Below are 13,870 nucleotides of genomic sequence, written 5' to 3'. Positions count from 1 at the left end.
GGAAGCTCGGATCGCGCGTCGTGCGGAAGGTGAACAGCGTGTCGGTCCAGTGATGCACATACGTCACCGTCTCCTCCCGCAGATTCCCGCCCGGCTTCAGCAGCGGATGCGAGGGCGCCGTCAGAGACATGATGTTCATTGCTGTCGCCTCACTCGACTTTTGCGCCATGGTCGGCCGCGAAATACCGGTCGTACTTCCCCTCCACGCCGCGCCATGCCTCGGCATCCGCCGGAGGCTGGCCCTTGCTGGTGATGTTGGGCCAGCGCGCCGCCATGTCGGCATTCAGGGTCAGCCAGCGGCCGGCTTGCGGGCTGGTATCGGGCAGAATCGCCTCGGCCGGGCATTCCGGTTCGCATACCCCGCAGTCGATGCACTGGGCCGGGTCGATGACAAGCATCGTCTCGCCTTCATAGAAGCAGTCGACCGGACAGACCTCGACGCAATCCATGAATTTGCACCGGATGCAGGCTTCCGTGACAACATAGGTCATCGTTCGTATCCCGGAGTTAGTGATGCAGACCCGTAAGCGTTTCGCGATGCAGGTCGATGCTAAGGCCCTGCAGGGCCGTATCGTTGATCTCGCCGCCCATCGCCTTCAGGCTTTCTTCGCGGATCTGCGCCATCAGGCCGCGACGCAGGGCGAGGAACTCCGACGACATGGCCACCGAGGCATCGCGCGGCCGCTCCAGCGGCACCACGATCTCGGCCTTGATCCGCCCCGGCCGCGCGGTCATGACGTAGATGCGGTCGGACAGGAAAATGGCCTCGTCGATATCGTGGGTGACGAAGAGCACCGAGATCTTCAGATGCTGCCACATGTTGGTCAGGATCTGCTGCATGATGCTGCGCGTCTGCGCATCCAGCGCGCCGAAGGGCTCGTCCAGCAGCAGCACCTTCGGGCTGGTGGCCAGCGCCCGCACGATGCCGACGCGCTGCTTCATGCCGCCGGAGAGTTTGTCCGGATAATGGTTTTCAAAAGCCAGAAGGCCGGCAAGACCCAGCAGCGTCCGCGCTGCCCGTTCGCGCTCAAGCCGGCTCATGCCCTGCATCTTCAGGCCGAACTCGACATTCTCCCTGACCGTCTTCCAGGGAAACAGCGAGTACTGCTGAAACACCATGCCGCGGTCGGCGCTCGGGGCCGACACCGCCTCTCCGTCGACAGCGACCGTCCCGGCGGTGGGTTTCAGGAACCCGGCGACCGCGTTCAGCAGCGTCGATTTCCCGCAGCCGGACGGGCCGATGATGGAAACGAATTCGCCCGGACGAACCGTGATGTCGGTCGACTGCACGGCCTCGACCGAGTCCTTCAGCGTTTCATAGCGCAGACCGAAATTCCGCACCTCTATATGACCAAGCTTGGCAGTCTCCATCTGCGCCTCCTTACCGGCCGGCCAGCCAGGGCATGACCATGCGTCCGACCAGGCGTATGGCCCCGCTGGACAGCAGGCCGAGGGCACCGATGCTGATCATTCCCAGGGCGATGTCGGAATACTGCACCAGCGAGTAGGCCTCCCATGTGAAATAGCCGATGCCGAACTGCCCCGAGATCATCTCGGCGGCGATCAGCGACACCCAGGCCACGCCCATGCCCACCGTGAGGCCGGTGAAGATCTGCGGCAGCGACGACGGGAAATAGACTTCCCGGAAGATGGCCACCTCGTTCGCACCCAGGCACTTGGCAGCACGAACCAGGACCGGATCGACAGTGACCATGCCATGCAGCGTGTTGATCAGGATCGGGAAGAAGGAGCCGAGGAAGGTGATGAAGACAATGCTTTCCTCGTTGTTGGGCCACAGCATGATCGACATCGGCACCCAGGCGATCGCCGGGATCGGTCGCACCACTTCGGTCACGGGAAAAATGATCTCCTTCAGGATCAGGAAGCGGCCCATCAGCAGCCCGAGCGGAACCGCGATCACCGTTGCCACCGCGAAGCCGATCAGGATTCGCCGCATGCTGATCAGCATGTGTTCGATATATTGCGGACCGCTGAAGGCCAGGATAGCGCGGTCCAGAACCTGCTCCGGCGACGGCACATTGATGAAGCGGATGTATATGTTGACGCGATAATGCGTCAGCAGATGCCATGCCAGTATCGCTGCGGCGATGGCGACAAGTCCGATCGCGACGGCCCGCAATTGCGGCCGGTAGTAGCGCAGCAGGCGCAGCAGTTTTTCCGGATATGTGTCCGGCGCCGGGATTGAGGGAATGATCGCAGCCGCTGGCGGGGTGGCCGTTTCGGCCACCCCGTCGCGTACCGCCCTGACTGCGGAACCGCGCATCCGTTCAGCCCCCTGCCGCCACGGCCTTGAGGGCGTCGCCATACATCACGACCTTGCCGCTGGTCTTGGCGGCATGGGCCTCGGCATCCTTCTTGAGCAGGAACGGCACCAGCTCGACGCCGCCGGCCTTACCGGTCAGCACATAGAAGGCCTGATCGGCGAAAATCTTGATGCCGCGCACGTCATCGAAGAGATATGCAACGGCAGCCTTCTTGCCCGCCTTCTGATACTGGAGCAATCCGCCGAGCATGCAGGCCGCGCTGCTGAAGACCTTGATGCCGTCTTCGGTCCATATTTCGCCGGACTTGCGCGGATCGACGATCGGCTTCTTGCAGAAGGGGTCGTCGCCGGAGATTTCATAATTCGTGTAATCGGCCTTCTGCCGGTCGTAATCCAGCTTCAGTTCGGCATAGGCCTGGCGCAGGTATTTGTCGTTGGCCCATTTCTCGACATCGAAATCCTTCATCCGCCCCATATTCTGCAGCACCTTGGCATCCTCGGCCGCATCCTTGACCAATTCGGGCTTGATGGTGGGATCCATCGTCATGATGCCGCTGGGGCCCAGGAAGATGTACACGACCTCCTTCTCGATGCCGGTCCACTGGGCGATCTTCTCGGCAGCCAGCTTCGGATTCGCCTTCACCCAGGCATTGGCCTCTATCAATGCCTTCAGATAGGCGACGACGATCTCGGGGTATTTCTCGGCAAAGTCGGTACGGGCCACCACGCCGTGCCAGGTCGGCGCATTGGTTTCGACGCCGTCGAATATCTTGCGGGCAAACCCGCGGAACGGCAGCAGCTCGGCGAAGGGCACGAAATCGGCATGCGCATCGATCTTCTTTTCCTGCAGGTTCGTGGTGCCGACTTCCGGGCTCTGGCTGACCAGCCGGAAATAGTCCTGCGGCCAGCCCTGGTCCTGCATGGCCTTAAGCACCATGCCATGCGCGGCCGAGCCGAAGGGCACGCTCAGCACCTTGCCTTTGAGGTCCTTCAGTTCGTAGTAGTCCGAATCCTTGTGCACCACCACGCCATTGCCGGAACCGTGGATGTTATAGGCAGCCACCGCAATGAGCTGGCTTTTGCTTTCCGGATTGCTCTGGAAGGTGTAGCCGTTGACGACAAGCGGATAATCGCCCATCGCCCCGATATGCAGCTTGTTGGCCATCATGCCGTTGGTGACCGGCGGGCCCGAGGTGAAATTCTGCCAGTCCAGCTTGATCTGCATGTTGGCGTATTTGCCGGTCTTGGGCAGATGCTTTTCCATCAGCTTGAGCTCGCGGATCACCACGCCCGCCGTCGCCGTGTTGGTCGTCGTGTCCTGGGTGCCGATGCCGACCGTAAGCGTCGTCTGTGCATTTGCCGCTGCGCCGCAGGCAGCGGCAAGCATTGCCGCCATGTACAGTCCGCCACGAACTACGCCAATTCTTTTCATGTCCACCTCCGCTGGTCTCCGGTTATTCCCGCAGCCGTTTCCCCCGTTTTGGGCATCCTCGGACTTCGGAGACCGCTCGACAAACATCGTCATGCGTTTTGGGTCGATTAGTTGCCGCGTTTCCCATGCTGGGCAGAAAAACAGCAAATGCCCCGCAGCGCGCATGATTTTTTAGGCAGGCCCGGGCGGGCTAGGCCTGGGCATTCTGCATCGCGGCCAGCGCCGCCCGGTCGCGAACCAGAATCTGGCTCTTCCGGCAATGGATGATCCCGTCATTCTGCAGGCGTTTCAGGAATATCGTGACCCATTGCCGCGTGGCGCCGACCATATGGGCGAAATCAGCATGGGTGAACGCGGCGCCGATGAATATCCCTGCCTGATCGGGAATGCCGTAGGTGTCGGTGAGGTGCAGCAGCAGATGCACCAGGCGTTCGGTGGCCGAGCGCGTGCCCAGCATCTGGGCCATGGTCGAATAGCATTTGCCCTTGAAGGCCAGGCCTTCGATGATGCCGATGGCCAGGGCGGGAATTTCGGTGATCAGCGCCTTGAGCTGCTTGCCGGGCAGCCAGACGACGCTGCTGTTGCTGGCGGCGACACCGGTCCAGCTATGTATGCCGGTGCCAAAGACTTCCGGTCCGCCGACGAAATTTCCCGGATACCAGTAGGCCAGGGTGATCTCACGCCCCGACGGCGAAACATAGAACACCCGGATGCGGCCGCTTTCGATCAGATAGATGCCGTCATGGGGCGCCCCCTGATTGAACAGCGTCGCGCCCTTGTAGTAGACCTTTCGCCTTCCATGCGAGAGAACGATCTCGCGCTCACGCGCAGATAGATGGGCCAGAAGGGATGGAAGCTTTCCGATAACCGTCTGGTTCTCGGCCAGTATCAGGGCCGAGGAGGAAGGATCGGAACCGGCCGGATCCGGGCGATGGCCGACCGACCGGGGGAATGGAATGGCGCTGGTACCTTCCTGCATGTCTGGCCTCCGCGGCGCGGACAATGCCGCGCATCTGGGGCCGCGCGGCCTGTCTCAGGAAGTAGCAAATGGCATGCCATGCCGATGGCAGCGCGTTTACGCGGCGCAGCGATCCAGGGCCCAGCGGACAAGCTTGCGAACATCCGGGTCGGGATCATTCGCGGCGGCATTGAGCGCAGGAACCGCCTGGGCGTCACCGATCTCGCCCAGGGCGGCGGCCGCTTCCTTGCGCAGGTTGCTGATACTGTGCTGAAGCGCCTGCCCCAGCACGCCGACGGCATCCCGCGCCTTCAGGCGGCCGAGCCCATTCGCTGCCTTGGCCCTGACCTGCCAGTATTCATCCGCCATCCGCTCGATCAGTGCCGGCACCGCCTCGGTAAGTCTGGCCTTGCCGATGGATGCGGCCGCCTCCTCGCGCACCTGCCAGTGACCGTCGGACAACCCCCTGATCAGCGAGGCCGCGCCATGGCTGCCGGGCTTGCTGAAGACCAGCGCAGCCATTGCGGTTCGGCGTACGGTCGGATCGCTGTCCTGTGCCGCGTTCATCAGTGCCGGCAGCGCCTCCTCCGCCTTCAGATAGCCCAGCACGCCTAGCGCCTCGCGGCGCACTTCGGGCACCGGGTCCTGCAATGCGCGCAAAGAGGCTGCCATCGCCTCGGGATCGCGCAACTGGCGCAGCGCGCGCAAAGCAGCCGAGCGGACAAAGGGATCGGCATGGCCAGACCGCTCGATCAGCAGATCGTTGCAACCGCATTCCTTCTTTTCCGCCAGCGATTCGGCGGCTGCGGAACGCACGGCGGGCACGGAGTCTTCCAGCGCCGCCACCAATGCACGGACGACCTCGGGACCGTCATGTTCGTCCAGCGACTTGGCCGCCGCCTCGCGCACGCCGGCATCTCCGTCGGCAAGGCCCGCCACCAGAAGATCTATCGCCAGGGGATCGAAGGCCTCGCCCAGTTCAAGCATGGCCACGCGCCGGATGCCGGCATCGTCGCTTTGGCACCGCAGGCGAAGAACGTCGATGTCGTCGCTGAAGGATTCGAATTGCGCCACCATCGCCGCCTCACCGCAGGAGATAGGGAATGTTGACCTTGACCGCGCCGGTGGGACAATCCGCCTCGCACGGCATGCAGTACCAGCATTCGTCGTATTTCATATAGGCCTTGCCGCGGCTTTCATCGATGGCGAGCACGTCGAGCGGGCAGACGTCGATGCAGACCCGGCAGCCCTTGTGGGCGATGCATTTCTCGTCATCGACGACGACAGGAACGCTGGTGGCATGATTGGCAATCGGCATGAGGGGCTCCTGGTCGATTCTGGTTACGGTTATTCGGCAGCCTCGGCCTTCACGCGCAGGCGGTGATAGGCATCCTTCTCGGTATCCCCGATCGGAACGACATAGGGATCGACCGGGCGCTTGCGATGCGCCATGGCGCCACTGGCATCCTTGTACAGGGCGGTGTGACAGAACCAGTTCTCGTTATCCGTTTCCGGATGGTCCACGCGGTAATGATACAGTCCCCAGCGGCTTTCAGTGCGGAACAGCGAGGCGGCGGCGGCCATGTCGGCGCAGTCGAGGATTGAATGCACCTCCAGAGCCCGCAGCAATTCGTGCGGATCGCGCGCCATCAGTTGGCCAAGGTCTTCCCGAATCTCGGCAAAGCGCTCCTGGCCGATCTGGATCTTCGCCGTGACCTTCGGCGGCTGGAGGTAATCGTTGACCATGCGGCGGGTCTTGTACTCCATCTCGTGCGGGGTCAGCCCGTCTTCCAGCTTGGTCGGCGCCATCACGCGGGCCTGCTCGGCGGCAACAAAAGCCTCGTCATAGCCGGGCAAGTCGATCTCAGCGCAATAGTCGGCGGCATCCCGCCCGGCGATGCCGCCATTCACGAAGGCGCCCAGCATGTAGTTATGCGCCACGCTGGCCATGTCGCCGGCGGCATAAAGGCCGGGCACCGTGGTTCTGGCGAATTCGTCGACCCAGACGCCCGAGGCACTGTGTCCGCCGCAGAAGCCGATCTCCGAGATATGCATCTCGATCATGCGGTTGCGATAATTGGTGCCGCGCCGTTCGTGAAAACGGCCACGCGTGGGACGTTCGTTGGTATGCAGGATCGTCTCGATCTCGCTGATGGTTTCTTCGGCCAGATGGTCGATCTTGAGGAAGACCGGGCCATTGCCGCTCTGCAGCTCGCGCCAGAATTCCATCATCATCTGGCCGCTCCAGTAGTCGCATTCGATGAAGCGCTGGCCCTTGTTGTTGGCGGTGTAGCCGCCGAACGGCCCGGTGACATAGGCGCAGGCGGGGCCGTTATAGTCCTTGATCAGCGGATTGATCTGGAAGCATTCGAGATTGGCCAGCTCGGCGCCGGCGTGATAGGCCATGGCATAGCCATCGCCGCAATTCGCTGCGTTCTCGTAGGTGCCGAACAGATAGCCCGAGCTGGGCAGTCCCAGCCGGCCGGCGGCGCCGCAGGCCAGGATCACGGCCTTGGCGCGCACGATCAGGAATTCGCCGGTGCGCGTGTTGACGCCGACCGCGCCTGATACCCGGCCGTCGCGGTCAGTGAGCAGGCGGGTGGAGATATAGCGGTTGCTGATCACCACCTGCAGCCGGCGCAGCTGGCGATACAGCACCTTCTTGACATGATGCCCTTCCGGCATCGGCAGCACATAGGTGCCCATATGGTGCACCTTGCGGACGTTGTATTCGCCGGAGCCGTCCTTCTCGAACTTCACGCCGAGCGAGTCGAGATACTGGATCATCTCGTAACTGCCGTTGGCATAGGCCAGAATCGCCTTCTGGTGCACGATGCCGTCGTTGGCGATGGTGATTTCCTTCACATACTGCTCGGGCGTGGCATAACCCGGTATCACCGCATTGTTCAGGCCATCCATGCCCATGCTGATGGCGCCGCTGCGTTTGACGTTGGCCTTTTCCATCAGGAAGACGCGCAGCTTCGGATTGCGCTCCTTGGCCTTGATCGCCGCCATCGGGCCAGCGGTTCCCCCGCCGATGACCAGGAGGTCGGTTTCCACGATTTCGGTCTTGTTCTGGAAGGCTGTCATGCTGGCACCGTTCTTGGCTGGGGCTGATGCCAGCTTCACGCAGGGGCGCCGGCGAAATAAGCAATTAGTTGCCGCGCCGCATCAAATCCCGGATTGGTCAACCGCCGGGCGCAGCGATCTGGCGCAGATAGGACCAGGGAAAGACGCCGCGGTCATGCCCGTCGGAAAAATGCAGGTTCACGGCATAGGTGCCGATGGGCCGGATCTGGGTTATGCGCAGCCCGGAAAAGCCGCCGGGAAATGCGCCTTCGACTTTCGCCTTGGTGCACCAGGCGCAGCGACAGGCCGCCCGCAGCGTATCGGCGTCGACCGCGAGGCCGGCATCGTCCGGAAAGCGAAGCTCCAGCCGCCTGCCATCATCGCCCAGGATGATTTCATCGGGCGCGTCGGCGCCGGAAAAATCGGGCTGGACGGCGGCGGCGGCCATGGCAAGCAGCATGATGACTCTCCTGTGATGGAGGCATCACACGGGCCGGCGGCGAAACCGGCAAGCAATTAATTGCCGAAAATGCAGGGGCTGCGGCCTTCACACGCCCCGGACCATGCCGCCGTCGACGCGCAGCTTGCTGCCGGTGATGTAGCTGGCGCGGGTGCTGGCCAGAAACGCCACGGCATCGGCGAACTCCTCGGGCCGGCCATAGCGTCCGGCGGGGATGGCCGCCTGGGAGGCCCTGGCGATCTCCTCGCGGCTCCTGCCCTGTTTCGCCGCGGCGGCACCGTCAAGCTGATCGACCCGGTCGGTGTGGATCCGGCCGGGCAGCACGAGATTGACGGTCACGCCCTTCGCCGCGACCTCTGCGGCCAGCGTCTTCGACCAACCCAGCACCGCCATGCGCAGGCTGTTGGACAGCGCCAGATTCGGGATCGGCTGCTCCACGCCCGACGATGCGATGGTGATGATGCGGCCCCAGCCGCGCTCCAGCATCGCCGGCAGCAGACGGCCGGTCAGATGGAAGACATGCCCTGCCATGGCGGCGAACTGCTGCTGCCACAGATCGAGGCCGATCTCGGCCGCAGCGCCCGGCGGCGGGCCGCCGCTGTTGTTGACCAGGATATCGACGCCGCCGTCATGCAACAGGCGATCAGCCAGCGCATCGACCGATCCGCGATCGGAAAGGTCGAGTTTCTCCGCCGTCAGCCGCGCCGCCACCGGCGCATCTTCGGCCGCGATCCATGTTTTGGTATCGTCGATGCTGCGCGCCGCGGCAAAAACCACGGCGCCCTCGCGCGCCAGCGCCTTCGCGCAGGCTGCGCCCAGACCGCGGCTGGCCCCCAGCACCAGTGCGCGCTTGCCGTTCAGACCCAGATCCATCAGCCGATCTCCCGCAGGCGCTTGGCTTGCCGCGCAATCATCTTCTCGGTCTCGGCGATATCCAGCGCCGACAGCTTCGGGCCCGGCTTGCGCAGTGCGGCAGAGGCGATCACGCCGCGCTTCTGCAGCACGTATTTGCGGATGGCAAGGCCTGGCCCCGGCTGCTGCTCGTAACGCGCCAGCGGCAGGTAGGCATCGAAGATGTCGCGGGCGCGGTCCGGCTTGCCCTGCTGATAGGCCGCCACCACGTCTACCATCATCTCGGGATAGGCGAAGCCGGTCATGGCGCCGTCGGCGCCGCGCTCCATCTCTTCGGGAAGAAAGACGCCGCCATTGCCGACCAGGATGCTGACCCGGCGCAGATCCGCCATGGCGCGCAGTGCGCTCAGCTTGGCCAGGCCGGGCCAGTCTTCATGCTTCAGCATCACGCAGGAAGGCAACCCCTTGATGATGCGGGCGATGACGCCGACTGCCATGTGCACATTGGTGGATTGCGGAAAATCCTGCACCACGAAAGGAACGTCGGCGCCAATGGCCTCGACCGCATTTTCGTAATAGGCGACGATCTGGTCGTCGGTCTTCAGCGTGCCCGGCGGCGCAATCATCACGCCGGCGGCGCCGTCATCCATCACCGCCTTGGCCAGTTCCGCCATCGAGGCGAAGCCTGGGCTGGAGGCACCCACCACCACCGGCACCCTGCCGTTCAGCCGCTTCAGGACCCTCTGAACGAAGCTGCGCGATTCCGCCATGGTCAGCTTCGGCGCCTCGCCCATCATGCCGAGCAATGTGAAGCCGGTGACGCCCTTCTCCATATAGAAATCGACCATGCGGTCGGTGCTCTCCAGGTCTAGCGCGCCCGTATCGGTGAACGGCGTGACCGAAATAATGAATACGCCCTTGGCGGTTTCGTCGAGTTTGGCCATTTTTGGATAACCTCTTGTGGCGAGACGTCAGGATTGCAGGAGTTTGCCCGGATTGAGGATGTTGCCGGGATCGAACAGGCGCTTGAGATCCAGCATCATCTGCAGCGCCACGCCGGACTTGTAGCGCGGCAGCTCGTCGCGCCGAAGCTGGCCGACGCCGTGCTCGGCGCTGATGCTGCCGCGATAGCGATGCACCAGATCATGCACCAGGGCATTCAACGGCCCGGTCAGGGCATAGAAGGCGTCATCGTCCATCTGTGGCGCGCGCTGCAGGTTGTAATGCAGGTTGCCGTCGCCGAGATGGCCAAAGACCAGGAAGTTGAGGCCGGGATAGGCGGTTTCCACGACGCGCTCGCACTCGTCCATGAATGCGGCAAGCTGGCCGATGGGGAGGGCGATGTCATGTTTGATCGTTTTGCCGGCGCGCACCTGCGCCTCCGAAATGCCCTCGCGGATGCGCCACAGCGCCTTGGCCTGCTCGCCACTCTGGGCAATCACCGCATCCATTGCTTCGCCGGCGTCAATCGCCGCGGCAAGCATATCCTCCAGCAAGGCGGCCAGGTCGGCTTCCGCATCGGTATCGCTCAGTTCGGCCAGCACGATGGCCAGCGGCACCGCGGCGAAAGGCAAGACCGCGCCGCCGACATGCTTCAGCACCAGATCGACGCAGTTGCGCGTCATGAACTCGAAGGCCGTCAGACGGTCGCCGGCCCGGCCGCGCAGCCGCGTGAACAGCGCCAGCGCCGCGTCGCGGCCCGGCAGGGCCACCATCGCCGTGGTGCGCGCAGCCGGGGCGGCATGCAGTTTCAGCACCGCGCCGGTGATCACGCCCAGCGTGCCTTCCGAGCCGATGAACAGGTCGCGCAGGTCATAGCCGGTATTGTCCTTGCGCAGGGCCTGCAGCCCGTCCCAGATGCGGCCATCGGCCAGCACAACTTCCAGGCCGAGCGCCAGTTCCCGCGCATTGCCATAGCGCAGCACGGCGATGCCGCCGGCATTGGTGGCGAGATTGCCACCGATGGTGCAGCTGCCTTCGGCACCCAGGCTTAGAGGAAAGAACCGACCGGCATCCTGCGCAGCCTTCTGTATCGTCGCCAGAACGCAGCCGGCATCCACCGTCATGGTATTTCCGACCGGGTCTAGGGCACGGATCTTGTTCATGCGGGTCAGGCTCAGGATCACCTGCTCGCCGCTGTCATCTGGCGTCGCGCCGCCCGCCATGCCGGTATTGCCGCCCTGGGGAATCACGGTGACGCCGGCTTTGTTGCAGCAGCGCAGCACGGCGGCAACTTCCTCCGTGCTGCCCGGCCGCACCACCGCAAGCGCCCGGCCGCGGTATTTCTTCATCCAGTCGACCACGAAGGCCTGCTGGTCATCCGGTGTGGTCAGCACATGGCCGGCGCCGACAATGGCGCGAAGCCGATCGAGGGTCGCGTTCATCAGCGCCGGGCCTGCTCGTTGCGGGCCTGCCATTCGGCCGGCGTCATGCGCGGCACCTCGAACCGGTCGCGCGTGCGGGTGTACCAGCCCGCCCCATGCATGCGGCCAATAAGATCGAGGGCGTCGGGATCGACATGCAGCTTGTCGTCAATGGCACTGTCGGCGACATGCAGATGCACGATTTCACCCGTGACCAGGCTGCGATTGAAAGGCAGCGATACCGTATTGAACAGGCGGCATTCGAAGCTGACCGGGGACTCCGCGATGCCCGGCACGACCACCTGCTTCGAGGCGCGGGGCGTGAAGCCGGCCTGATCGAACTCGCTGACGCCAGCGGGAAAATCGATCGCACAGGCGACCATGGGAACTGCCATGGCGTGGCTGACGAGATTGACCACGAATTCGCCGCGCGCGGCGATGTTGCGTGCCGTGTCCTTGTGCGGCTGGCCATCGGCGCGCTTGTTGCCCTCGATACCGATCACCAGCAGCGGCGGCGCGTTGCTGAAGACATTGAAGAAACTGAACGGCGCGGCATTCAGGCCGCCATCGGCATTCAGGGTGGAAACCAGCGCGATCGGGCGCGGCATCACGGTGCTGACCAGCAGCTTGTAGATGCGGTCGGGCGAAAGCTCCGAGGCGGCGATATCCATCGCGGCTACCAGCCCAGACGCACGCGCCCAAGCGCCATGGTGGCCGCCGCCTGGGTCGGCTCGATCACCGGGATGCCCAGCGCGTCCTGCAGCGGATCGCGGAAAACCGCCATGCCGGCACAGCCCATCACAATGGTATGGGCCTGGCGCTCGTCACGCAGATACCGGCCGGTTTCAATCATGCGCTTCAGCGTGCATTCGCGGTCGGCCAGCTCGGCGACCGTCAGGCCGATGGCCCGCTCGCCGGCCAGCCGATCGGCAACGCCCATGGCGCCCCAGAGCCGCAGGTGTCGCGGAATCGAGCCATCGAGGATGGCGATGACTCCGAAGCTGTGTCCCATGGTCAGAGCGGTGAGCACGCCGCATTCGGCGATGCCAAGCACCGGACGCCGCACGGCCTCGCGCACCACATGCAGGCCGGGATCGCTGAAGCAGGCGATGACGAAGGCGGCCGCTTCCGCTTCCAGCGATTTCGCCAGCCGCGCCAATGGCAGCGTCACGCTTTCCACATCGTACTGGGTCTGGACGCCGGGCGGACCTTCCTTCAGCGTCAGGGCGCGGATCGCCGGGCCGCCGGCCATGCGCAGGGGTTCCAGCGCGGCATCGATGCCGGCCGTCACGGCTTCGTTGGAATTCGGATTGATCACAACGATTGTGGGCGTCATGGCGCGACCTCCAGAAGTCGCCGCCAGTCTATGCGAGTCCGCGCTTGCTGTGAGTGGCATGCTCCTTGCTTATTTGTCTTGCGCCCTTAACGCGATGTTATGGGATGGCCGCTTTTCGGTGCATCATGCGATGACCATAAGAAACGGCACATGGGAGGCCCGCATGTCCTTGAATCTCAGACAAATCGAAGTTTTCCGCGCCGTCATGAGCACCGGCTCGATCAGCGGCGCATCGAAGGTGCTGCATGTTTCGCAGCCCGCCGTCAGCCGGCTGCTGTCCTATACCGAGACGCGGGTCGGCTTTCCGCTGTTCGAGCGCATCAAGGGCCGGCTTTATGCAACCCCCGAGGCGAAACGCCTGTTCCGCGAAGTGGATCATGTCTACCTCGGCGTGCAGCGCGTGAATGAGGTGGCACATTCGCTGGCCGAACGGCGCCAGGGCGTGCTGCATGTGGTATCCAGCCCAAGTATCGGCCATGTGCTGATTCCACAGGCAATTGCCCGACTCTGCAGCCAGTACACCGATGCCAAGGTGACCTTCAATTTCCTCAATTATGCGCCGCTGCAGGATCGGCTGCTCAACCACCAGGCCGATATCGGCGTGATCAGCACGCCGATCGACCATCCGAATCTGGAGACCAAGCCGCTGGGCCAGAGCCCGGTCTGCTGCGTCTGCCCGGAGGATCATCCGCTGACGCAGAAGGCCATGCTGACCCTGGCCGACCTGGCCGATTACCCGCTGGTCGCCTATGACCGCGACACGCCTTATGGCCGCATGGTGACGCAGATGTACGAGCGTGCCGGCCTGCCGCTGAGGACCACCATCGAGGTCGGTTCCCCGCAGAGCGCCTGCGCCCTGGTGCAGGCCGGTGCCGGCGTGGCGCTGATCGACGAATTTTCCCTGCATAACTGGCCGAACGGCCATCTGGTGGCGCGTCCCGTCATGGATGCGCCGGTGATGATGGCCAATCTGGCTTTCCTGCGCTTTGAGCCGATGTCGCAGCTTGCCCAGTCCTTCGTGAAGATTCTTCGCAAGCTGATGGCTGCCAACGGCTTTTCCCTGCAGGAAGACATGCGCGAGGGCTCTCTGCGGCACTGATCGGCCCGGCCGTTCCC

Annotated in this window: 15 protein-coding genes; 1 reads left to right on the top strand and 14 read right to left on the bottom strand. The window is 63.8% G+C overall.

The features are described 5' to 3' along the window. Positions 1-149: 149 nt before the first annotated feature. The 14 genes from fdxA to ACK4FK_RS14240 all read right to left on the bottom strand — a co-directional run bounded on the left by fdxA (position 150) and on the right by ACK4FK_RS14240 (position 12,754). Positions 150-491 (bottom strand): ferredoxin FdxA, encoded by a 342-nt coding sequence (fdxA, locus tag ACK4FK_RS14305; protein WP_409745647.1) that lies wholly within the window; start codon positions 489-491, stop codon positions 150-152. 16 nt (positions 492-507) lie between these two features. After that, the gene (locus tag ACK4FK_RS14300) at positions 508-1,371 is read right to left on the bottom strand and encodes an ABC transporter ATP-binding protein (RefSeq protein ID WP_409745645.1); all 864 of its coding nucleotides are present in this window, start codon (positions 1,369-1,371) and stop codon (positions 508-510) included. 10 nt (positions 1,372-1,381) lie between these two features. Then, positions 1,382-2,284 carry an ABC transporter permease gene (locus ACK4FK_RS14295; RefSeq protein ID WP_409745643.1) on the bottom strand — a complete coding sequence of 301 codons (903 nt, stop codon included), beginning with the start codon at positions 2,282-2,284 and terminating at the stop codon, positions 1,382-1,384. Positions 2,285-2,288: 4 nt separating this feature from the next. Then, a complete protein-coding gene (locus ACK4FK_RS14290) occupies positions 2,289-3,716 on the bottom strand; it encodes an ABC transporter substrate-binding protein (protein WP_409745641.1) in 1,428 nt (475 codons plus the stop codon). A 190-nt stretch (positions 3,717-3,906) separates the two neighbouring features. Further along, the gene (locus ACK4FK_RS14285; protein WP_409745639.1) at positions 3,907-4,695 is read right to left on the bottom strand and encodes a Crp/Fnr family transcriptional regulator; all 789 of its coding nucleotides are present in this window, start codon (positions 4,693-4,695) and stop codon (positions 3,907-3,909) included. A gap of 96 nt (positions 4,696-4,791) precedes the next feature. Next, positions 4,792-5,751 carry a HEAT repeat domain-containing protein gene (locus ACK4FK_RS14280; protein ID WP_409745637.1) on the bottom strand — a complete coding sequence of 320 codons (960 nt, stop codon included), beginning with the start codon at positions 5,749-5,751 and terminating at the stop codon, positions 4,792-4,794. 7 nt (positions 5,752-5,758) lie between these two features. Further along, on the bottom strand, positions 5,759-5,992 hold the full coding sequence (locus ACK4FK_RS14275; RefSeq protein ID WP_409745635.1) for a ferredoxin family protein: 234 nt from the start codon (positions 5,990-5,992) through the stop codon (positions 5,759-5,761). A gap of 29 nt (positions 5,993-6,021) precedes the next feature. Beyond that, positions 6,022-7,764 (bottom strand): fumarate reductase/succinate dehydrogenase flavoprotein subunit, encoded by a 1,743-nt coding sequence (locus ACK4FK_RS14270; RefSeq protein WP_409745633.1) that lies wholly within the window; start codon positions 7,762-7,764, stop codon positions 6,022-6,024. 97 nt (positions 7,765-7,861) lie between these two features. Beyond that, entirely contained in the window at positions 7,862-8,203 is a 342-nt protein-coding gene (locus ACK4FK_RS14265; RefSeq protein WP_409745631.1) for a gamma-butyrobetaine hydroxylase-like domain-containing protein, read from the bottom strand. 87 nt (positions 8,204-8,290) lie between these two features. Next, positions 8,291-9,076 carry an SDR family oxidoreductase gene (locus ACK4FK_RS14260; protein ID WP_409745629.1) on the bottom strand — a complete coding sequence of 262 codons (786 nt, stop codon included), beginning with the start codon at positions 9,074-9,076 and terminating at the stop codon, positions 8,291-8,293. Next, positions 9,076-9,999, bottom strand: a complete 924-nt coding sequence (locus tag ACK4FK_RS14255; RefSeq protein ID WP_409745628.1) for a dihydrodipicolinate synthase family protein — start codon at positions 9,997-9,999, stop codon at positions 9,076-9,078. Before ACK4FK_RS14255 ends, ACK4FK_RS14260 begins: the two co-directional genes overlap by 1 nt. A gap of 27 nt (positions 10,000-10,026) precedes the next feature. Continuing rightward, positions 10,027-11,439: an FAD-binding oxidoreductase gene (locus tag ACK4FK_RS14250; RefSeq protein ID WP_409745627.1), complete on the bottom strand. Its 1,413-nt coding sequence runs from the start codon at positions 11,437-11,439 to the stop codon at positions 10,027-10,029. Next, positions 11,439-12,089: a flavin reductase family protein gene (locus tag ACK4FK_RS14245; protein WP_409745626.1), complete on the bottom strand. Its 651-nt coding sequence runs from the start codon at positions 12,087-12,089 to the stop codon at positions 11,439-11,441. The genes ACK4FK_RS14250 and ACK4FK_RS14245 overlap by 1 nt, the downstream gene beginning before the upstream one ends. 5 nt (positions 12,090-12,094) lie before the next feature. Beyond that, positions 12,095-12,754, bottom strand: coding sequence for an aspartate/glutamate racemase family protein (locus ACK4FK_RS14240; protein WP_409745625.1), 660 nt, complete (start codon positions 12,752-12,754; stop codon positions 12,095-12,097). A 163-nt stretch (positions 12,755-12,917) separates the two neighbouring features. On the opposite strand from ACK4FK_RS14240, the gene ACK4FK_RS14235 reads away from it, so the two are divergent. Then, positions 12,918-13,853 (top strand): LysR substrate-binding domain-containing protein, encoded by a 936-nt coding sequence (locus ACK4FK_RS14235; protein ID WP_409745624.1) that lies wholly within the window; start codon positions 12,918-12,920, stop codon positions 13,851-13,853. Positions 13,854-13,870 lie beyond the last annotated feature (17 nt).

Origin of the sequence: Ferrovibrio sp. (genome assembly GCF_046297895.1) — a bacterium.
Taxonomy (GTDB): Bacteria; Pseudomonadota; Alphaproteobacteria; order Ferrovibrionales; family Ferrovibrionaceae; genus Ferrovibrio.
The sequence above is the reverse complement of the archived record's forward strand: the minus strand, read 5'-3'. Positions and strand labels throughout refer to the sequence as shown.